Source organism: Kosakonia sp. AG348 (genome assembly GCF_003337365.1).
GTDB lineage: Bacteria > Pseudomonadota > Gammaproteobacteria > Enterobacterales > Enterobacteriaceae > Kosakonia.
In genome coordinates, this window is record NZ_QPJR01000003.1 from 70,406 (window position 1) to 91,648 (window position 21,243).

Annotated in this window: 18 protein-coding genes; 12 read left to right on the plus strand and 6 right to left on the minus strand. The window is 54.8% G+C overall.

Annotated elements, in window-relative coordinates; translation table 11 throughout:
* Window positions 1–102: 102 nt before the first annotated feature.
* Window positions 103–627, plus strand: coding sequence for a single-stranded DNA-binding protein SSB1 (gene ssb1, locus DFO56_RS07395; RefSeq protein WP_017459456.1), 525 nt, complete (start codon window positions 103–105; stop codon window positions 625–627).
* Window positions 628–956: 329 nt separating this feature from the next.
* Here ssb1 and DFO56_RS07400 read toward each other — a convergent pair whose 3' ends face one another.
* Genes DFO56_RS07400 through DFO56_RS07410 form a run of 3 tightly spaced genes read right to left on the minus strand, consistent with a single transcriptional unit; the run spans window position 957 to window position 3,196 of the window.
* Window positions 957–1,730 carry an amino acid ABC transporter substrate-binding protein gene (locus tag DFO56_RS07400; protein WP_045511755.1) on the minus strand — a complete coding sequence of 258 codons (774 nt, stop codon included), beginning with the start codon at window positions 1,728–1,730 and terminating at the stop codon, window positions 957–959.
* 22 nt (window positions 1,731–1,752) lie between these two features.
* Window positions 1,753–2,523 carry an amino acid ABC transporter ATP-binding protein gene (locus DFO56_RS07405; RefSeq protein ID WP_045511758.1) on the minus strand — a complete coding sequence of 257 codons (771 nt, stop codon included), beginning with the start codon at window positions 2,521–2,523 and terminating at the stop codon, window positions 1,753–1,755.
* Window positions 2,501–3,196 (minus strand): amino acid ABC transporter permease, encoded by a 696-nt coding sequence (locus DFO56_RS07410; protein ID WP_162836381.1) that lies wholly within the window; start codon window positions 3,194–3,196, stop codon window positions 2,501–2,503. The genes DFO56_RS07405 and DFO56_RS07410 overlap by 23 nt, the downstream gene beginning before the upstream one ends.
* A gap of 625 nt (window positions 3,197–3,821) precedes the next feature.
* Here DFO56_RS07410 and DFO56_RS07415 point away from each other — a divergent pair.
* The 7 genes from DFO56_RS07415 (at window position 3,822) to DFO56_RS07445 (ending at window position 14,610) form a co-directional block, all read left to right on the plus strand.
* Window positions 3,822–6,041, plus strand: coding sequence for a type VI secretion system Vgr family protein (locus DFO56_RS07415; protein WP_045511764.1), 2,220 nt, complete (start codon window positions 3,822–3,824; stop codon window positions 6,039–6,041).
* A 12-nt stretch (window positions 6,042–6,053) separates the two neighbouring features.
* Window positions 6,054–7,607 (plus strand): hypothetical protein, encoded by a 1,554-nt coding sequence (locus DFO56_RS07420; protein WP_045511767.1) that lies wholly within the window; start codon window positions 6,054–6,056, stop codon window positions 7,605–7,607.
* The gene (locus DFO56_RS25080) at window positions 7,604–7,732 is read left to right on the plus strand and encodes a hypothetical protein (protein ID WP_020456137.1); all 129 of its coding nucleotides are present in this window, start codon (window positions 7,604–7,606) and stop codon (window positions 7,730–7,732) included. The genes DFO56_RS07420 and DFO56_RS25080 overlap by 4 nt, the downstream gene beginning before the upstream one ends.
* A 10-nt stretch (window positions 7,733–7,742) precedes the next feature.
* The gene (locus DFO56_RS07430; RefSeq protein WP_045511770.1) at window positions 7,743–11,885 is read left to right on the plus strand and encodes an RHS repeat-associated core domain-containing protein; all 4,143 of its coding nucleotides are present in this window, start codon (window positions 7,743–7,745) and stop codon (window positions 11,883–11,885) included.
* The gene (locus tag DFO56_RS07435; protein ID WP_020456139.1) at window positions 11,882–12,307 is read left to right on the plus strand and encodes an immunity 26/phosphotriesterase HocA family protein; all 426 of its coding nucleotides are present in this window, start codon (window positions 11,882–11,884) and stop codon (window positions 12,305–12,307) included. Before DFO56_RS07430 ends, DFO56_RS07435 begins: the two co-directional genes overlap by 4 nt.
* Before the next feature lie 1,120 nt (window positions 12,308–13,427).
* Window positions 13,428–14,054: a hypothetical protein gene (locus DFO56_RS07440; protein WP_045511774.1), complete on the plus strand. Its 627-nt coding sequence runs from the start codon at window positions 13,428–13,430 to the stop codon at window positions 14,052–14,054.
* A gap of 211 nt (window positions 14,055–14,265) precedes the next feature.
* Window positions 14,266–14,610 carry a cupin domain-containing protein gene (locus tag DFO56_RS07445; RefSeq protein WP_045511779.1) on the plus strand — a complete coding sequence of 115 codons (345 nt, stop codon included), beginning with the start codon at window positions 14,266–14,268 and terminating at the stop codon, window positions 14,608–14,610.
* Between the two features lie 23 nt (window positions 14,611–14,633).
* Here the strand turns inward: DFO56_RS07445 and DFO56_RS07450 are convergent, their stop codons facing one another.
* Genes DFO56_RS07450 through DFO56_RS07460 form a run of 3 tightly spaced genes read right to left on the minus strand, consistent with a single transcriptional unit; the run spans window position 14,634 to window position 17,189 of the window.
* Entirely contained in the window at window positions 14,634–15,401 is a 768-nt protein-coding gene (locus DFO56_RS07450) for an inositol monophosphatase (protein ID WP_020456143.1), read from the minus strand.
* A 10-nt stretch (window positions 15,402–15,411) separates the two neighbouring features.
* Complete coding sequence (locus tag DFO56_RS07455) at window positions 15,412–16,434, minus strand: LacI family DNA-binding transcriptional regulator (RefSeq protein ID WP_045511781.1); 1,023 nt, start codon at window positions 16,432–16,434, stop codon at window positions 15,412–15,414.
* Window positions 16,431–17,189 (minus strand): MBL fold metallo-hydrolase, encoded by a 759-nt coding sequence (locus tag DFO56_RS07460; RefSeq protein ID WP_045511786.1) that lies wholly within the window; start codon window positions 17,187–17,189, stop codon window positions 16,431–16,433. The genes DFO56_RS07455 and DFO56_RS07460 overlap by 4 nt, the downstream gene beginning before the upstream one ends.
* Before the next feature lie 152 nt (window positions 17,190–17,341).
* On the opposite strand from DFO56_RS07460, the gene DFO56_RS07465 reads away from it, so the two are divergent.
* The 4 genes from DFO56_RS07465 to DFO56_RS07480 all read left to right on the plus strand — a co-directional run bounded on the left by DFO56_RS07465 (window position 17,342) and on the right by DFO56_RS07480 (window position 21,216).
* Window positions 17,342–18,325, plus strand: coding sequence for an ABC transporter ATP-binding protein (locus DFO56_RS07465; RefSeq protein WP_045511788.1), 984 nt, complete (start codon window positions 17,342–17,344; stop codon window positions 18,323–18,325).
* Between the two features lie 31 nt (window positions 18,326–18,356).
* On the plus strand, window positions 18,357–19,502 hold the full coding sequence (locus DFO56_RS07470) for an extracellular solute-binding protein (RefSeq protein WP_045511791.1): 1,146 nt from the start codon (window positions 18,357–18,359) through the stop codon (window positions 19,500–19,502).
* Between the two features lie 62 nt (window positions 19,503–19,564).
* Window positions 19,565–20,395, plus strand: coding sequence for an ABC transporter permease (locus DFO56_RS07475; protein ID WP_045511793.1), 831 nt, complete (start codon window positions 19,565–19,567; stop codon window positions 20,393–20,395).
* Entirely contained in the window at window positions 20,395–21,216 is an 822-nt protein-coding gene (locus DFO56_RS07480) for an ABC transporter permease (protein WP_045511795.1), read from the plus strand. The genes DFO56_RS07475 and DFO56_RS07480 overlap by 1 nt, the downstream gene beginning before the upstream one ends.
* Window positions 21,217–21,243 lie beyond the last annotated feature (27 nt).

Genomic DNA, 21,243 nt, shown 5'->3' on the forward strand with positions numbered 1-21,243 from the left:
TAATCTGGAATCCTCCTCGCAGCTATCTAAGTGTGGCTTTGTAATGCTACAATCGCGCGTTTACACTACTAAGAATCAAGCAACGTTTTCAGGAGACACAATATGGCCAGCAGAGGCGTAAACAAGGTGATTCTCGTCGGTAATCTGGGCCAGGACCCGGAAGTACGCTATATGCCGAGTGGTGGCGCAGTTGCCAACATTACGCTGGCTACTTCCGAATCCTGGCGTGACAAGCAGACCGGCGAAACCAAAGAGCAGACCGAATGGCACCGCGTTGTGCTGTTTGGCAAGCTGGCGGAAGTGGCCGGCGAGTACCTGCGTAAAGGCTCTCAGGTTTATATTGAAGGCCAGCTGCGCACCCGCAAATGGACCGATCAATCCGGTCAGGAAAAATACACTACTGAAGTAGTGGTTAACGTTGGCGGCACCATGCAGATGCTGGGCGGCCGTCAGGGTGGCGGCGCACCGGCAGGTGGCGGCCAGCAGCAGGGCGGCTGGGGTCAGCCTCAGCAGCCACAGGGTGGCAACCAGTTCAGCGGCGGCGCGCAGTCTCGCCCGCAGCAGCAGTCTGCACCGGCACCGTCTAACGAACCGCCGATGGATTTCGACGACGACATCCCGTTCTGATTTGCGTTACACCGCAAATTTAAAAACCCCGCCTGGCGGGGTTTTTTTGTTTACAGAAAACCCCCAGCCAGGCTCGGGGTTCCGCAAAGTTTTCAGCTTTAAGCCAGCTATTATGCGCCGCGCCCGCTGAACTGATGCAACAGTAGCTCCGCAACGGTGGGCGCAACGCCGCCTGCGGCAAGCAGCACAAACGCAGCGCCCCAGCTTTGCATAGTGTCGAACTTGCATATTGTCGAAGACGCGCGCAAATAAAACGGGTGTCCGTGCGCAAGGCACCAGCGGCATAAAAAACCCCGCGTTGCGGGGTCTTACCATTCAGCGGCTACGCATCACTTCGACACATCCGCGCCGAAGTATTTTTGCGAAATGCGTTGATAAGTGCCGTCGGCTTTGATCTCTTCGAAGGCCTTATCAATCGCGGCTTTCAGTTGCGGGTTGCCCTTGCGGAATAACACGCCGGATTTCTCCGCGTCAGATTGCGTGGCGACAATTTTCACCGGCGCGTCGGGTTTATGTTTTTTGAAGTCAAGGAATGACAGGTTGTCGTTGATGGTCGCATCGGCGCGCCCCTGTACCACCAAATCGACAGACTGGTTAAAGCCGTCGGTGGCAACGATCTCCGCGCCATATTTGCGGGCGATCTGCGCATAGTTGCTGGTCAGCGTATGAGCGGATTTTTTACCTTTTAAATCCTCGAAACGGGTGATTGCCGTATTTTTGCTGTTGACGATCAGCACCGCTTTGGAGGCGATATACGGCTCGGAGAAGTCATATTTTTTCTGGCGTTCCGGCGTAATGCCCACCTGATTGATCACCGCGTCGTAGCGGTTAGCATCAATACCGGCGATCAGGCCATCCCATTTGCCTTCAACAAACTGGGCGTTCACTTTCAGGCGCTTGGCGATTTCCTGGCCGATTTCGACATCAAACCCTTCCAGCTTGCCGGCGGCGTTATGGAAAGTGAAGGGCGGATAAGTCCCTTCGGTGCCAATTTTTAACACCCCGGCGGACTGAATTTTTGCCAGATCATCCTGCGCCAGCGCCGCGTGAGCAAAGCCCAGCTGCATAACGCCTGCTATCACCAGTGTTGCGAATGCCTTCATCTGCGTTACCCCGTAAATATTGTTATTGATGCGCTTCGATAGTCGAAAACGCTGTGCTTAAAGAGGCGATGAATTCCGTAGTTCGTGGTTTCTTCGCCTGTGAAAAAAGGGTGCTGGCGCTGCCCGATTCGACAATTTCCCCGGCTTCGAGAAATACTACCTGGCTTGCGATATGGGCTGCTAAGCGCAGATCGTGGGTGGCCATAATCATCGTCGTGCCCTCGTGTGCCAGCTGGCGCAGGACGGCGACCACTTCGCCGGAAAGTTCCGGGTCGAGCGCCGAGGTTGGCTCATCGCACAGTAACACCGCAGGCGAAGGTGCCAGCGCGCGGGCAATCGCCACGCGTTGTTGCTGGCCGCCGGAAAGTGTATTCGGCAGTGCGTTACGCTTATGCAGCATGCCAACCTTCTCCAGTAGTGCCTCGCCGCGTTTGCGGGCTCGCTCGCGGTCCCATTTATGCACCGTAATCAGTCCCTCGGTAATGTTGTCGAGAGCGGTCATATGCGGAAACAGCGCAAAGTTTTGAAAAACCATTCCGGTCTGACGGCTCATCCGGCGAATATCCTGGCCTTTAATACGAGCATCTGGCGTAAATACCATTTCTTCTTTGCCGATGGTTAATTCCCCGGACTGGGGGATTTCCAGCAAATTAATACAACGTAATAATGTACTTTTCCCGCTACCGGAGGGGCCAATTAAGGCGGTGACGGTGCCTTCTGCTACCGTTAAATGAATATTTTGCAGCACCCGGTGACCGGCAAAACTTTTTTCAATGTTGCAGAGCGTTATCATTTGCTCGCTCCTTAACGGTTGTCCCGGCTAATTTCCGCTCCAGCTTCTCTTGTAAATGCGATAAGACAGAGCTGAATAAGAGATAAATCACCGCGGCCTCGCTATATAAAATTAACGGCTCGTAAGTCACCGCGGCTATTTGCTGCGCGGCGAGAAACATCTCCGGCACGGTGATCACCGAGGCCAGCGAGGTGTCTTTCACCAGCGAGATAAAGGTATTGGATAACGGCGGCACAGCGATGCGCGCGGCCTGCGGCAGAATAATGCGCCGTAGCGCCTGCGCCCAGGTCATGCTGATGGCATGCGCGGCTTCCCACTGACTTTTAGGCACGGCGAGCAGCGTGGCGCGGATCACTTCCGAGGTATAAGCACCAATATTTACCGTAAAACCAATCACCGCAGCCGGAAAGGCATCGATAGTCATTCCCGCGCTGGGCAACGCGTAAAAAATTAAAAATAATTGTACTAATAACGGGGTGCCGCGAATTAACCAGACGTAAAATATGACTATCGGTTTTAAACATGCCGGGCCATATAAACGCAATAACGCCACAATAAAACCGAGTGTCAGACCAAGAATAAATGCGCTTAACGTTAAGGGAATGGTAAATTTCAGCCCGGCGGAAAGCATTGGCCAGAACGAATCGATCGCTAAGGGTAACCATGTTGGCACTACACACCTTCCGCACATCATTTATTGCCAGAAAAAGCTGGCAGAATGCTATGTAAATATTCCAGTTGATTATTCTGGTACCGTATTGAAATGAATTATATTCGTTGTGTCTGTGGCGAAAACCAATATATCCGGATAAGAATATGCGCAAATGTGCTAAAGCCCTCTGGTTGGCGGACAGTGGATAGCGCGAGGGTCGCGCGGCCGTTGCGAAAGCGTCAACCGGTAACGGTGGAGGCCATAGTGCGCGACGACGTTAAAAAATGCAGGCAAGCTGACGTCTGTTTTTAATTTAAAACAGGCTAATTTCGCTTAGGGAAATATTGGGTGAAATAAAAGAATATATGATGCGTTATTATTTATTGTTAGCTGAATCGAATAACCTGAAATCCACTGATTTATCAGGGTAATTTGCACTGAATTGATTTTAAATAAGTTATTATTTTAATTATAAAATAAGACGATTCTGAGATGTATTTAGCTGTCGTTTTTATGAACTGTGGATAATATTATTCGTAATCGTTGGTCGTTAGTAAATAATACGCGCGCGTATAAGTTTCTTTTGAATGATTTCCCGCAAATCGTTTTCTCCCGAAATATCCGCCGCCGCTACCAAGGAATACGTATGGTTAACCGGATAACCGTCCTGTCATCCGTTGGCAGTGATTCACTCCTGTTCTGGAAATTGAAAGGGGAAGAGCATCTTTCTGCTCCTTTTCGCTTTCAGGTCGACCTGCTGAGCAAAGACTTCACCCTTGATCGGCAAAAACTGCTCGGGCAGGAGATGACGGTGGTGATCCCGTGCCAGATTCCGGGTAGCGAACGCTATCTTTCCGGGAGAGTGACCGCCGTTTCGGTGCGTACCGAAGAACTGGACGGCACGCAGTACGCGGCGTACCAGGCGACGCTGGAACCCGATTTCTGGCCGATGATGCGCGATCGCAACTTCCGTATTTTCCAGCAGCAACGCGTGCCGGATATCGCCAAAACGCTGTTTTCCGAATACAACGTCAGGGTTGAAGACAAACTGACGCGCAGCTATCGCCAGTGGGATTACAGCGTGCAGTATGGTGAAAGCAGCTTCCACTTTATCAGCCGTTTGCTGGAGCTTGAAGGCATCAGCTACCTGTTTCGCCACAGCAAAGAGGGTCACACGCTGGTGCTGATGGACGACTACTCGCAGGCGGAGGCGTTTCCCGGTTACGACACTATTCCCTGGCACGCGCAAACCGGCGGCGGCGCGGTCAACGAAGAGGGCATCAGCCAGTTGGTGGCGAACCACGTGGTGACGCCGGGTCTGTACAGCACCGATGATTACGATTTCCGAAAGCCGCATGCCTGGATGCTGCAAACCCTGCAAAACCCCGTTTCGCCAAGCCCAGGGAAAATTGATGTGTATGACTGGCCAGGACGCTTTGTTGAGCATGGCGACGGTGAAGCGTACGCGCGTATTCGCCAGCAGGCCTGGCAGGCGGAGCAGCAGCAAATGCAAGGCTCCGGCACCGCGACCGGCATCGCGCCCGGCCATCTTTTTCGCCTTACCAATGCACCCAATTTCGCCGATAACGCGCAGTGGCTGGTGATTGGCGCCCGGTATGCGTTTGAAGAGAATCAGTACGCCTCCGGCGGGCAATTCAGTTCACAGCACAACATCGCCTTTACCGTTATTCCGGCGACAACGCCTTTTCGCCCGGCATCGGTCACCGACTGGCCGCGCACCTATGGCCCGCAAACGGCGCGCGTGGTCGGGCCGCAGGGCGAGTCGATCTGGACGGACAAATATGGCCGCGTGAAGGTGAAGTTCCACTGGGATCGGCAAAGCCAGGGCGATGAAAACAGCTCTTGCTGGGTGCGCGTCTCCAGCGCGTGGGCCGGGCAGGGCTACGGCGGTGTGCAGATCCCGCGTGTGGGCGACGAAGTGGTGGTCGATTTTATTAACGGTGAGCCGGACAGACCGATAATCATTGGTCGCGTCTATAACGAAGCCAGCATGCCGCCGTGGGCGCTGCCAGCGGCGGCGACGCAGATGGGCTTTATGAGCCGTTCGAAAGACGGTTCGCCGGATAACGCCAACGCCCTGCGCTTTGAAGACAAACCCGGCGAGGAGCAACTCTGGCTGCATGCCGAGCGCAACATGGATACCGAAGTCGAAAACGACGAAACCCATGATGTTGGCAGCAACCGCACCAAAACCGTTGGCAAAGACGAAACCAGCCATATCAAACAGAACCGTACCCGCACAGTAGACGGCAATGAAACCGTCACTATCGGCCAGGATCGCAGCAAAACCATCAACGGTAACGAAACCACCACCGTGCAGCAGAACCGCACCGAAAGCGTGAAAGGCAATGAAACCCTCAGTGTCGAGCAAAACCGCGATGAGACCATTACCGGCAATCACACCACCACGGTGAAGAGCAACAACACCGGCACCGTGCAAGGCAACCAGACGCTGACCGTGGTGCAGGACAGAACCCGCACCGTGCAGGGCAACGAAAAGGTGAGCGTGCAGCAAAACCGCACCGTGCAGGTTACTGGCGACCAGACGCTGGAAGTGACCGGTAACCGCAACGTCACCGTCAGCAGCAACGAAGTGCGTACGGTGGTGCGAAAGCAAGAGGTAAATATTGGTGCCGGACGCACGCTGAGCATTACCGGCGGCGACACGCGTTTTACCCAGGGTAGCGTGGCGGACAGCGCAACGGATACCTTCCAGATCAACGTCGGCGAAAGCGGCATTCTGATTGGCAACGGCAGCGTTGAGATCACGGCGGGCGGCTCGACCATCACCATTAATGCGGCAGGCGTGATGGTCAATGGCAAGAAAATCGAGCTTAACGCCTGATAAGGACACGGAATGCGCGCGGCAAAGAACCCCACAGAGAAAGTGATGAGCGAGCTGGAGCTAAGCTGGCTGGACGCCAGCGAGAATGCCGCGCGTACCCGCCTGTTTATCTGGCGCGTTCCGGCGGGCGGCGAATCGCTGCTGGATGCCTTTATCGCCCTGCAGCAGCACGCGGAAGGTCGCACACTGCCGGATCTGTTTCTTGGGTTGAATACCCCCTTCGAAACCGGTTATGGCTATAGCGACGCGCTGGGGCGGGAGTTTGTCGAGCAGTACGAAGCCACGGAAAATGCCGCCGCCTGGAACGCGGAACCCTGGCTGCCCTGTTACTCCCCGGCGCAACTGAACTGCTTATTACAGAGTTTCGCGCAGGCTTTTGCAGACGATCTCCGTTACCTGGTACTGGTGCTTAAACCCGCCAGTGTCAGCGACGAAAGCGCCCTGGCGCGCTGGTTGACAGGCTGGCTGGAGCAGGATGCGAGCGCCCCGCGTGTGCTGTTGATTGATACGCTGGAACAACCGATCTGGCAGCCGTTATATGAGGCGCATCCGCACGGGGTGCAGTTGATTGTCGATGAAGTCGATGGCATGCGGGTGATGCACCAGACCGCGCAGCAGCAGACGGATACCGATGCCGACCGGTTGCTGTTTCGCCGCTACCTTGCTGACGCGATGCTGCTGCTGGAAAAAGGCAGTGCCGCACAAGTCGCCGCACGCGGCGAGCTGGCGCTGGGCATTGCGCAGCGGCGCGGCTGGACGGATCAACAAGCGATGATGCACAACCTGATGGCCGGTGGCTGGCTAAAAGGCGGCGACCATGCGCAGGCCGTCACCCACTACCGGCAGGCACAAACCCTCTCTGGTGATATCCCTGATCCGGCGCTGAAAGGGCAGTTACGCACGCAAAGTACCTTTGGTGAAGCGGGCGCGTGGTTCGCGAAAAAAGATCACCTGCAAGCGGCGAAAGGCTATCGCCAGGCGGCGCTGGAAGCGCAGGCCATTCCCCATCCGGTATTTGAGATGGAAGGCTGGCGGATGTCCGGGTTTTGCCTCTGGCTTGCCGGTCACCGACCGACGGCGATGGAGGAGTACGCGCGCGCCGTACAGGCGGCGGAAAGCGTGGCGCTGCCCGAACGCAGCCAGACCACGTTGCCGCTGGTGTTTCAGGATTTACTCCGTATGCACGATAAGCGCCGCACCGAAGCGCTCGAAGCCTGCGCCGCGCGCTGGCAACGTGAAAAACAGCGGCTGATCCAGCAGGCGGAAGCGGCGCTGCCTAGTGAGCCGACCGTTGCGCAGGTTAAGCAGGCTGAAAGCCGCTTGCAGTTACAACTTGAGGCCATGTTTACCGTGATCCGCGAGGAGCGGGAAAATCTGATCCGTCGCGGCGATGACAGTTTTCGCCGCGTTATCCGGCTGGCGCGGGAGAAATTACACCCGCACTGGAACGGCCTGCCGGAGATCGCTCACCCCTTTGATGCGCCCCCTGGCGAGTGGCAAAACCTGCCCGACTGGGGCAACCATGACGCATCGTTATCTGATACTGCAGGAAGCAACCCGCTATGAAAAATCGCATCATTATTATTGTTGTCGTCACGCTGCTCGCGCTGCTGTTTTTAAGCCTTTCCGATAGCGAGCTGGCGACAGAGGTTCGAACGTTCTTACGCGCGTTACTGCGCGCCATGTTCTGAGGCCAGACTTATGCACTCCGGCGCGCACTTCGATCCGCAGCTCGGGCTGGATATTCATACCTACCCGTGGCCTCTGCCAACGCCGCATATCGGCATTGTTTTTGACGTGTTCGATTACCTGCCGCTGATTGGCACCACGGTGCACGTCAACAGCATTAAGCGCGCGAGTGCAGGAACGGGCGGCATCGCCGTGCATATTCCGGTCGGCGGCGTATGGGTGCCGCCGCTACGCGCGCCGGGCGGGCCGCAGATTGAAGACGAGCTGTTTATGGGCAGCAAAACCGTCTCGGTGGACGGCGAGCCGTTCTCGCGCATCGGCATGCCGGTGTTGAGCTGCAACATTATTGGTCTGGTGCCGCCGTTTCGCCTCAAGCGCGCCACCAAGCCAAAACCGCTCTCTCTCACGCTCCCGCTCACCTTTAACCTCGCCATTCCCAATAACGTGGTAGTGGGCGGCCCGCCGACCATCAACCTGATGGCGTTGCTGATGCGCGCCGGGTTAAGCGGGCTGGGTAAAGGCTTCAAGAAACTGAAGAAAACGCCGCAGTGGCGGCTGTTTATGCGCCGCTTTCGTAAGCTGCGGCAAAAGCTGTTTCGTAATATGGACTCCGGCTTCCTCAAGTGCCGCGTGTTGCGCGCCGAACCGGTGGATATTCGCGACGGCAGCGTCAGCCTGGAACAGCAGGATTTCCTGTTAGCGGGTCGTCTGCCGCTGGCGTGGGCGCGGACCTATTCGTCGGCAGATGTTGAGGTCGAAGGGGGGTGCGGCTTTGGCTGGTCAACCCCGGCAGATATCCGCCTCGATGTGCTGGCAGAAGAGGGCGTCGCGCTGCTGACGCAGCCGGAAGGGATGACATTATTTGCTGCGTTGCCGCAAAGCGACGGGCGCGAACATGCCATTCACGGTTTGCCGGAGGGCAGCCGCCTGTGGCGGGAAACCCGTGATGGCGAGGTGGTGTGGCGGGTGGATCAGGAAAGCGGCCCGCTGCTGCACTTTAGCGGCAAACAGGGCGCCCTGCCGATTTCCGATATTGTCGATCGTAGCGGTAATGGCTGGAAATTTGAGCGTGAAGAGGGCGAGTTACGGAAAATTCGCGAGTACACCCACGCGGGGATGACCGGGCGCGAAATCCTCGTCACACAGGAGCGAAACCGTCTGCATTCTCTGCGTCTGCATAATGCGCTGGACGGAAAGATAACGCCGCTTACCCGCTACGAATATGACACCCACGGCCAGTTGAGCGCGGAGATCGATGCGCTGTCGCATCCGCGCCGTTTTGCGTATCGGCAGCGTCGTATGGTCAGCCATGTTGATCGCAACGGGCAGGGGTTTCACTACCAGTACAACGAGGCCTGGCAGGTTATCCACGCCTTGGGGGATGGCGGGGTGTGGGATTATCACTTTGCGTACCACGCGCTGCTCAACGAAGTGGAAGTGACCGACTCGCAGGGTGCTGTTTCGCGTATCACCTTTGATGAAAATGGCCTGCCCGTCTCGGAAATCGATCCGTTGGGTGGCAACACCGTGTTCCGCTATGACGATTTTGGCCGCACGGTGGAAGTGACAGAGCCGGACGGCAGCACGCACCGCTGGGAGTATGACGAACAGGGGCGCATGACTGTTGAACAGATGCCCGATGGTTGCGCGATTCAGGCGGTTTATGACGATGACGGGCAATTACTGGTGCTTACCGATGAGAAAGGCGCGGTCTGGCGCTCGGAATACAGTGAGGCCGGTAATCTTACCCGCGAAATCGATCCCACCGGCGTCGCCACAAGTTATCAGTACGACGCGTTTGGGCAGCTTTGTGCGGCGCATGTGCCCGGTGTTTCGCCCACGCGCTACCAGTATGATCGTTATGGCTTTCCGCAGCGGATTGAACAGGCTGGCGCGGGCGCGATACAGCTTCGCCACGCGGTACGTGGAACGCTGCTGGAGCGTATTGACGAAAGCGGGGGGGTAACCCGTTTTCACTGGGACAGCAAAGACCGTCTGGTGGCAACCACCGATCCGGCAGGTGGGGAAATACGTGTTGTCTACGATCGAGAAGATGACCCGGTCAGTTACACCGATGAGCAGGGGCGCACTACGCAGCTTCGCTATAACGGCAGCGGCATGCTGACGGCCTGCGAAACCCCGGACGGCGCGACGCTGCGCTTTCTCTATGATGCGGAAGATCGCCTGGTGACGGTGGTGAATCAAAATGGCCAACGCTGGCAACTGACGCGCGATGCGCTCGGGCGGGTGACACAAGAGCATGATTATTGGGGGCAGGTGACGCGTTACGGTTGGGATAAGGCCAGCCGGTTGATAAGTCGTGAAGATCCGCTGGGTCGCGAAGTGCGCTACGGCTATGACAAAAGGGGACGGCTGACGGAGCGGCGCAGCGGCGACACGTTACAAGTTAAATACCATTACGATCCCTGCGGGCGGATGGTGCTGTGTGAAAACCCGTGGCGGCGGCTGAGCTGGCGCTATGACGATGCCGGGCGTGTCCTGCTGGAAGAGCAGGATGGGTTTCAACTGCGCTACGGTTACAACGAACGCGGTGTGTTGATCACACGTGAAAGCGACAGTGGTCACCAGGTGCGTTATCACCTCGATGAGCATGAACGGCTCAGCCAGATACAGCTTAACAACGATGCGCCTATTCTGTTCACCTACGACGAGGCCGGGCGATGCGTGAGCGAACAGCTCTCCGCCAATGTCCTGCGTACCTTTACTTTCGACAGACTGGGGCGGCTCAGTACCCAGCAGGTGCTGCAACACGATTTACCATTGTTTGCCAGCGGGTTTGCTTACGATCGCGCCGGGAATCTGACGTTACGGGAAGATAGCCTGTGGGGCAGCGATCGCTACAGCTACGATCCGGTGGGACGGTTGACGGCGCATATGGCACCGGATGGCGCACTGCGACAATTTGTGCAGGATGCCGCCGGTAATCAATTGCAGACGCAAACGCGCGAGGTGAATGACAGCGCGGGCGGTTGGTTTCGCGAAGGCATTCACCACGGCGTGCGCTATGTGTTTGACCGCGCCGGTGAGCTACGCCAGCGGCGGGATAGCCAGTACGAAGGCGAAAAAGAGGATTTTGTCTGGGATGACAATCGCCAGTTGGTCGCCGTGCGTAAAGGCGACAGCCTGGTGCGCTATGGCTATGACGGCCTGGGTCGACGGGTATTCAAGCAGACGGCGAGCGAAACCCGTTGGTTTTACTGGCAGGATGATGTGCTGGCGGGTGAAACGGTCACCAGGTTACAGGAACCGCTGGCCGCGCTGAGTATTTTCGATACCGGCGGCAGGTTAAAACGGCAGAAAGCGCAGGCCAACCTGTTCAGTGAGATGCGGGAATATATCTACTACCCGGACAGTTTCTGGCCGCTGGCGTTACTGACGCAAGAAGAGGGTGAAAAGCAGAGCTGGCACTACCACTGCGATCCCAACGGTGCGCCGGTAAGATTAACCTCGCCACAGGGAGAGATTGTCTGGTCGGAGAAAAGCGGCATCTGGGGCGAGAAAGGAGAGGTTTACGCCAGCCTCATCGACAATCCGCTGCGTTTTCAGGGGCAGTATTACGACGCGGAAACCGGGCTGCACTATAACCGCTATCGCTATTATGACCCGAACATTGCGGCCTATATCAGCCAGGATCCGGTGGGGATGGTGGCGGGGGTTAGCGTATACCAATATGCGCCAAATCCACTGGCATGGAGCGATCCGCTCGGCTTGCAGCGCTGCCTGGGGCTGCCGTCTACGCGCCCGCCCGGTGGCTCGAAGAAGAAGTACAACCGCGCCAAAGGGCAAGGGTTATATATTCTGCACGAGAATGGCAAAATCCGTTATGTTGGGCGCGGTGATGCACCTACCCGTTTAAACGCCCATGCGAAAACGCCGGGTAAATCGCATCTGGAACAGCTGATCATTTTTGACAACAACTTAACCAAAGCTGAAGCTAAATTTCTGGAAGAAAAACTGATTGGTATGCATGGTGGTTCTAAGTCAATGAATCCATTAACGAATTTATTGAATGATATCCGGTCTTACCGCCCCGGAAATAAAAACGCACCCACCTATAAAATCGCTGGCGATAGCTCAGCATGGGGTAAAGAAATCTTACAAGACGCGCTGTCTATCATAAGGGGTAGCATATGAGTCAAAAGTACCAGGAAGGTGATATCTTTCTGATCCCAACTGCCGATGGTCGGTTTGCCGTGTGTCAGATCGTCTGTGCCTTAAAAGGGCGCTTTAAAAAGGCTTTCGCATTTGGCGTGCTGAGCATTCAGGCTGATAAAACCATTCCGCAACACGATGAGTTTCTGAAGTTTAAAAACTCAAGAGGCATGACTAATGTGATCTTTGCGGCGGTTGATAGCCTCAAAAGTGGTGAGTGGGAAATCATTGGTCATATCCCGCTGACGGAGTGGAAAAACGAGCTGAAAATATTCCATAGCGCCGGGCATTTGTACAATGGCGATGAGTACGTCAGAGTGCTTGATAAGAGCGAATACAAGCAATTCAATGTAATGGGCGTTGCCGGTAACGAGCTGGTACAGCAATATCTGGCGCAACATTGATGCATAAAGAAGTGAAGACGTTGCGCTTCACTTCTTGTTAATACTTTTCTCTTACCAGGCATGTCTTATATCTACTTATTGATTAAACATTTCCTCCGTAATTTTTCACCGCGAGTACAGCGCCTTATATTGGTTAAGGCCCGTAATTCTGTTTTTGTATATTGTCGCCAAGGGAAAATAAAGAGGTTAGTCTGTCGTCGATTTATTATGGGCAAAGTTACAACATTGACGATCATTTATATTAAAAGCCAGTAATGATTTTAATGAGTTTAAAAAATGACAAGTATTATATATCACCAAAGCGAGTGAGGAATGAGATCGTTTAAACATCAGTAAATTAGCCTGTTGAATGCTGAGTTCGACCAAAAAAGAAGATTATCGCCTTTTGATTTCTACCCGATAAAAAGCACTTCTCGCACACTTTAAAGGAGAGTAATCAGTAAGTTGCTAAAGAACCCCATTATGGAGAGGAATATATTCCCTTGCAGGCGACTATCTTTGTCAATAACGACTCGCTTTAAAAAATATATTTACGCACGAAAAGATCATGATAATTCCTGGTTTTATCTTTTTACGTGATTAATCTTATTTTTTTTACGATGAACTTATGAATTATCCTAGGTAATTATGCAACGTTAAAATCCACATCCGGTTTCTGGCGGATTTTTGTTTGATATATCCAGGATAAAGTTCTGAAAGAATATTTTAATTTTATAAAATCTCTTTTATATCTCTTTGAATTCCCCCCGTTTATGGCTGTTATTCCGCTTTTAGCCAATGATCAACCTTCGCTGGAGCGATATAAAATGATCTCCTACGCTGTATTTCAACTTCCTTTTATCGGGCTGCTTATCTGCTCGCATGATGGCGAGGTCATTTAACGCTTACTGAATGAAATAGCGGTAATAAACGCGGCTGATCCTGTCCAGGAGAGCTGGTGGACAGTTTTTTGCTGATGGAAACAGGCAACCATGAATAAATGGTGGCCCCGCTACCTGCACGTTAAAAAGCTCTTCTGTCACATACAACCTTCCCTATTTAAAAAAGTTGAGGGGATACCTTATGTACGACTCTTATTACGATACCACCGGTGACAATTGCAGTGCTGCAGCATATGCCGATGCCAGAAGGAACCTATTTAGCGGTAAACGGCGCCTCTTTTGCACTGGATGAGTTCCCAAATACCGGGCTTATCGGCGTTAAATTCCAGGTCGTTATGGCGGGCGATGCGGCGACAAACAGTGACTATAACTGGTCCGTCGATCAGGCATGGCTTACCGTTGATGAGGACGGAAATATTACTATCACCGGAGAGCCGGATGAGCTCACTCGTAGCGTGGAAGTCACAGCTGCATCCATAGCGGACGGCAAAGCGTATGTATGGCGCTTTACGTTAAGCCACTGGTTCGCCACGCTGGGCGAAAAAACCATGAATGCACCTAATGCTGTTAAGTATGCCGCCGACAATGGCTGGGTACTCCCCGGCATTCCCGACGTGGTGGTGATGGTCAACGGTGAAGCTCAGCGTGTCGCCGGGCCGCATCTGTGGTCGGAGTGGGGGGATCTCTCGGTTTATCCTGCAACGGGTGTGCTGGTAGGCGCGGGGAGATATTACTGGCTTCAGGAAACTGTAGAAGTATCTTTAGAGCAAATGCACCTAACGACAACATTGACCACAATTGATAATTCGTTCGGTTATACAGGAAATGCAGTTCGACAGTGGGTTTTGCTAATGAAAACATTTTAGTTTTTATTGATAAAACGGCTCTGCGGAGCCGTTTTTTTTGCCTGTGGGAAAGTCAATGTGTTTACGTTATCTGTGAACCCTGTTCTTCGCCGGTGTGATGAGTCTCTTTTTAAATAAAGAACCCAGAAATGGTTTAAAGCCAAAGCGCTCGTTCTGGTGGGCATAACCTGCGGATGCTGGAGATAATTTCTGACCAAATGGAGCGCCAGCGATGCTGACCAACCTGTTACATGATCTCCCCGCGAGCACGAATGACGCGGAGACGTTTAACGATCTGCTTTCGCGAAAAGATCTGAAAATTGAGCGCATCGTCTCCACCGGGCAGGCCAGCCCGCCTGATTTTTGGTACTGCCAGCCGCAAAGCGAGTGGGTATTGATTCTTCAGGGCGCCGCCGGTTTGCAACTTGAAGACGAAGCGCAAGAGCGGGTGTTGCAGGTGGGAGATTTCGTCAATATCCCCGCGCAATGCCGCCATCGGGTGAACTGGACACAGGCTGAACCGCCGACCATCTGGCTGGCGGTTCACTACGAATACCCAGAAGAACGGCCCGAATGAGCCGTTTTCCCTGGAAAGCGGGTTTAACCATTTGGCAGTAAAATCGGTTGCAGGCGCTGCCACACGTGCGGTGTTGCCGCCCAGGCGTTATTGCCCTGCGTCAGACCATTATTGGCAAGAAAATCGTTATGCATGCCGCCCGCTTCTTTAATAATCACCAGCCCCGCCAGCGCATCCCAGCTGTGCAGGTGCGCTTCGAAATAACCATGCACCTGGCCGGCGGCTACGTGCGCCAGCATTAACGCGCCCGCACCAAAGCGACGATGCTCCACGCCGTGTTCAAACAGGGTTTCGATGGTTTGCGTATATTCGCGTGGCGGCCTGCGGCTGGAGCGGCCAATGCCGAGCACTACCGCGTCGGCGTCTGGTTCGCTCAGGCTCAGGCGTTTACCGTTTAAGAACGCGCCTTTGCCGCTTTCAGCGAAGAAAAACTCGTCGCGATCCGGGGCGTAAATTATCCCCAGTTGGATGGCATCATTGCGCACGTAAGCAACCGAAATGCACCAGTAATCCATGCCGAGAATAAAGTTGGTGGTGCCATCAATCGGGTCGATAACCCATACGCCGTCGCTGCCTGGTTCCAGCCCGCGCTCCTCGCCGAGCAGACCATCCTGCGGGCGTTCAGCTTTCAGCCAGGCGCGCAGTTCGGTTTCGACATACACATCTGCCTGGGAGACAAAATCCTGACGACCTTTCTGTTCAATGGTCAGCCCGTTATCACGAAGCTGTTTCGCCTGCTGACCGAGACGACGAATCAGTGCGCACAGCGCCTGGGTAAACTCTTCTCTCATATCTGAACTCTTAGCCAATTTGTGGCGATGTTTGTCGGTGAATCAGTGTCACCTTAACCCACTCAACGCGGGAAGGCTGTAAAGGATTTTTCGCCCGCTCCAGCAGGCGCGTCAGCGCCCGGTTCGCTATCTCCGCCACGTCCTGATGCAGCGTGGTTAACTGGTAGCTGAACTGGCCGCTCTGCGGCGTGTTATCAAAACCTATCAGATGAAAATCGTCTGGCGCGAATTTTCCGCGCTGGCGCATGCCATCGAGAAAACCGCAGGCCAACTGCGCGTTGGCGCAAAATATGCCCTCCGGCAGATCTTCATCACTCTGTTGCGCGGCCTGAAAACCGCCCTCGTAGCCCTCTTCGCGCGCGTCATACCAACGCACTTGCTGCTGGGTATCCACGCCGAGTTGCTGCAACGCCTGGAAAAACGCCTCGCCGCGCTGAATACCCGCCCAGGTCGATCCGCAATTGTTGAGCCAGCCAAAACGGCGACAGCCGGAGTGATAAAGCTGTTCAGCGGCCTGACGTGCGCCGGAAACGTTGTCGGAACAGACGAAATCGACTAACGGAATATCCGGGTGGCGGTTGATGCCGACCACCGGAATGCGCTGGCTGACGCACTCGTTCACTATCGCTTCTGGCGGTTGGCCGGAGGTGACGATCACGCCGGAGACGCGAAACTGGGTAAAACGGCGCAGCGTGGTGACCAGATCCTGCTCGCCGGTGATCTCGGTGACCAGCGCCTGGTAACCACGGCGCTGAATTTCATGCAGCAAGCCTTCCAGCAGGCTGCTGCGAAACGGGTCGCCAATGCGCGCGACAATCACGCCAATCAAGTGGCTGCGCTGGCGGTTAAGCCCCTGGGCGAGGAAATTGACCTGATAGCCAAGCTCCTGCGCGGCGCGCAGCACTTTCTCTTTGGTGGCGGGCGAAATACTGCCGTTGCTGCTCAGCGCGCGCGATACCACGGCGCGGGACACGCCCGCGCGCTTCGCCACGTCTTCGGCGGTTACTGCTTGTTTGCGTAAACTCTGGCTCACACTTTCCCCTCCGCGCGGCGGCTGAGATCGGTGGCGAAACCATCGTGGCTGAGAAACAAACCCGGATACGCCGTGCAGGCTTGCTCAATCGCGGGCAAGGCGGCGTCGTTGCAGTGGTACAACCCCAGGCGCGGTAAACGCAGTTGGCCGAACAGCGCCAGGCAGCCGGGAAAATCGCCGTGCGAGGCGTCATTGGGCAGCGCCGTTGCCGAAGCGCACTCCTGAAACGCCAGCGTCGCGTTGTGCATCAGCGCGATGCTTTCTGGCGTTGGGCGTCCATCGCCGCTGTAGAACAGCGTGTGACCATCCGCTTCGATTCGCAGGGCGAGATTGGGCAGTTCATGGTGCGTAAACGCGGTGCGCATGTGCCAGCTTTGCCACTGCCATTCGGCTTCGCTGTCGCGCCAGTCAATGTCGAAACAGAGATCGTTTTCCGGCCAGTTAGCGAGGCTCGCCAGTTTTATCAGTACCGGGCGCTGTTCGCGCTGCGACCAGATGATCAGCGGTTTACGACGCTGAAAACTTTTCCAGTAATTCAGCAGCGCAGTTAGCCCGGTGCAGTGATCCGGGTGAACGTGGGTGAAGTAAATGGCGTCGATGTCGTTTACGTCGCCGCCGCGCTGCCACAGCGCGCGCGGGATTGTCGGGCCACAATCGATCAGCAACTGGCGATTTTCGTTATCGATAACGCGGATTGCCGAGGTGTTTTGCTGCAATGAGAAGGCGCTACCGCAGCCCAGAACATCTATTTTCATTTCGCCCCACCAAATTTATTGCGCACTTAATCAAACTGTCACAAATAGACGACAAAGTAGGCTCACATAATGTCGGTGCAACGTTGCATTTTTTTTGCAAATAAATGAACACGTGTTCATCGGCGAAAGAAAAGCTGAAGAAAGGAACGCCCGTGAGTTATTTACAGATTGAAAAACTGAAAATTGGCTATGGCGAAAATATCGTTCTTCACGATATTCATCTCGCTGTGGAAAAGGGCGAAATGATTGCGCTGCTTGGGCCGTCTGGTTGCGGAAAAACCACGTTGCTCAACGCGTTATGTGGTTTTATTCCGGTGCGAACCGGCGTTATTGCCGTTAATGGTCGGGATATTACTTACAGCACGCCAGAGCAGCGAAATATTACCATGGTGTTTCAGAGTTATGCCTTGTGGCCGCATTTTACCGTCGCGCAAAATATTGGTTATGGCTTAAAAGTCCGCCGCGTTAAAAAAGAGGCGATTGCGCAACGCGTGCAGGAATTATTAAAAATCGTCAACCTTGAAAATTATGCGGATATAAAAGTGACGGCGCTTTCCGGCGGCCAGCGTCAGCGCGTGGCGCTGGCGCGCGCATTAGCCATTGAGCCGGATGTGCTGGTGCTCGATGAGCCGCTGTCGAACCTGGACGCCAAAGTGCGCCTCAATGTTCGCCACGAGATCAAAGCGCTCCAGAAAAAGCTCGGTTTCACCTCGTTAATCGTCACGCATGACCAACAAGAGGCGCTGGTGATGGCCGACAGAATTGCGGTGCTGAATAACGGGCGCATCGAACAAATGGGGACGCCGGAAGATATTTATCACCGCCCGGCAACGCCGTTTGTCGCGGATTTTATGGGCGCGGATAACTGCATGACGCGGGCTGATGCGGGCGGGGAAACGCTCTATTTCCGCAGTTCGGACGTCAACATGCACCGCCCGTTAACGACGCCGGAGCAGCCGGGCCTGGTACTGAATGGCGTGGTGGAAGAGAGCGCGTTTCTCGGCCACCAGTATCGTCATAGTGTGCGCTGCGAGGGGCAGATTTTTCTCGCGGATTCCACACAGTTCTGGCCTGCCCGAACGCCGGTGATTTTGCATGTGCCGGAAACGGCGCTGCATGTTTTTGCAACTTCTTAAGCCAACCAACACACTTTTCCTGGGGATTATCATGTCAGTAAAACCGAAACTTGCTGTCATCGCCGCACTCTGTTTGGGTGCAGTTCACACCGCCAGCGCCGAAACGGTTCTCAATGTGGCGACGGCGGGCGATCAAAACATGGTCGACTACGTTAAAACCTGGCTGGGGCCAAAGTTTGAAGCCGCGCATCCGGGCGTGAAAGTGCAGGTGGTCGGCACCGGGCCGGGAGACGCGGGCTCAAACAAGATTGTCGAAAAACTGACGGCGCAACAGCAGAGTGGCGCGAAAAGCTGGGATATCGACGTCGCGGTTGTGCACCAGGCGGCGGGAGGGCAACTGGTGGAAAAAGGGCTGCTGGAGAAATACCGCTCGTCCATCAACACCGGTTCGATGGTGACGGGAGAGAACGCCAAAAACGCGCTGGGTGTTAACGTTGATGGTTATGTAATGCCGATGTTTTTGAGCCAGACGGCCATCGCGTATAACAGCGAACTGATTAAAACCCCACCGAAATCCTACGACGAGCTGGTGCAGTGGTCGGCGAAAAACCCGAAAGCCTTTGGCTATAACGGCATTAAAAACGGCATGTCCGGCGTCAGCTTTGTGGTCGGCTGGATTTACGCTTACGGCACTGATGCGGCGCGTCTTTCCGCGCTGCCGTATGACAAAAGCGTGGAAAAAACCTGGAGCCAGGCGTTCGCCAGGCTGAAAGAGTTCAATAAAAACGTCACTTTCACGCCGGGTAACGCCGGGACGCTGGATATGCTCAGCCGGGGCGAAATCACCATGGGGCCGGTATGGGTCGATATGTTCTATAGCTGGAAAGATCAGGGCAAAGTACCACCGTCGATCAAACTGGCGTTAATCGCGCCAGGGATGCCGGGCCAGCCAATGTATTACGTCGTTCCGGCACATGCAGCGCAGGCCAAACTGGCGCAGGAGTTTATTGCGCTGGCGACCAGCCCGGACGTGCAGGCGCAGGGCATTGTGAAGCAGTTCAACTGGTATCCAGGAATTGACGCGAAATACGTGAAAGAGAAACTGGATGCAGCTACCTGGCAGAAACTGTTTGCGGAAATCTCGCCGGATGATTTAGCGAAATACGGCAAAAGTTTCCCGATCACGCCGTACTTTGACGATATCAAAGAGGGCTACGAGAGCCAGGTTTCTAACTGACTGACGGATATGCCTGGGCATTTCGCCCGGGCATTTTTTTGCTGTGATTATTCAGGTTCACCATGCGACACGCCTTTAAATACTGCTTACTGGTAGGCCCGGCCACGCTGCTGATCGCCGTCTTTTTCCTCTGGCCGCTGGGTTTTTCGCTGATTTCCGCGTTTACCAGCGATACGCAGCCTTTCACGCTGGCGCACTTTGATAAAGTTTTTGCGCTTTACTCGAACGATATTCTCTTTACCGTACTTATCGTGCTGGTTTCACTGGTGATTCTGGCGCTACTGTCGATAACAATTTCCGCCATTATCGTGCTGTCGCCGTTTCGCGGCATCGTGAAAGCGCTGGCATTTTTGTACCGCCTGCCGCTGTTTATTCCCTTTATTGTTACCGCGCAGATGATGCGCACCTTCCTCGCCAAAAACGGGTTGATGAACAATGTGCTGGTGGCGAGCGGGCTATTAACGCCAATGGACACCACCTCGCTGCTGGGCTGGAGCGGGATCATTATTACCTTTGTCTGGAAGCAGATGGCGTTCTCGACGTTACTGATTTGCGGCGCGATGTCGGCGGTGGAGCCGTCGCATATTCTGGCGGCGAAAAACCTCGGCGCGTCACGTTTACGCATCCTGTTCGACATCATTTTGCCGCAGGTGCTGCCGACGATTGGCGTGGCGATGGTGCTCTCCACGGTGACGATGATGTCGGTGCTTTCCGTGCCGCTGATGATTGGCACCGGCACGCCAACCATGATGACCGTCGATATGGCGTTTCGCGTTAACTCGTACGGCGATTACCCGGTGGCGAATGCGATGGGGGTGATCTCCTATCTGATTTGCGCGGCGCTCTCCTGGTTCTATTTACGCCACAGCCTGCATGCGAAAGGAGCGCAGTGATGACCACGTTTCGACAAAAACTCCGCGGCAGTTTTCTGCTGCAAACTCTGTTGCTCACTTTTCTGGTACTGGCGCTGTTTGGCCCGCTGCTGAATCTGCTTATCTGGACGGTGGCGGAAAGCTGGTTTTTCCCGCACACCTTGCCGAGCCAGTGGGGATTGAAATACTGGAGCCAGGTGTTTAGCCCCTACAGCGATGTCTCGGGATCGCTCTCCATTAGCGTGCTGATCGCCGTGCTGTCGGTGCTGGTTTGCCTGCTGATTTCTATTCCGGCGGGTTACGCATTGTCGCACCGAACCATGCCGTGTCGCGCCTTCTTTATGCTGCTGTTTCTCATCCCGCAGGCGTTTCCTAACCTGACGGTGTATATGAACGTGGCGCGGCTGTTTTATCAGTGGGGACTGAACGGTACGGTGGCGGGCGTGGTGCTGGTGCACAGCGTGCACGGCTTGATGTATTCGATCTGGATAAGCGTGGCGGCGTTCTCTTCACTCGATCCGCTGCTGGCGCGCGCCTCGCGCAACCTGGGCGCCGGGCCGGTATACACCTTCTTCCATATTATTTTGCCGCAGGCCGCGCCCGGGCTGATTGCCGCCAGCATTTTTGTGTTCCTGGAATCGCTGGATGAGTTTACCGCCACCTTTTTTGTTGGCGCACCGGATATCACCACGCTGCCCATTTTGCTCTATACCGCCAGTATGTCGGGCAACTACCAGGTTTCATCCATTACCGCGCTGATCCTGCTGGTGCCATCGGTGCTGTTTATGCTGGTTATCCATAAATTTATGCGCCCGGAGATGCTGTCGAAACTGGGGAAATAATTATCTGACGACGTCACGAAAAGGCGT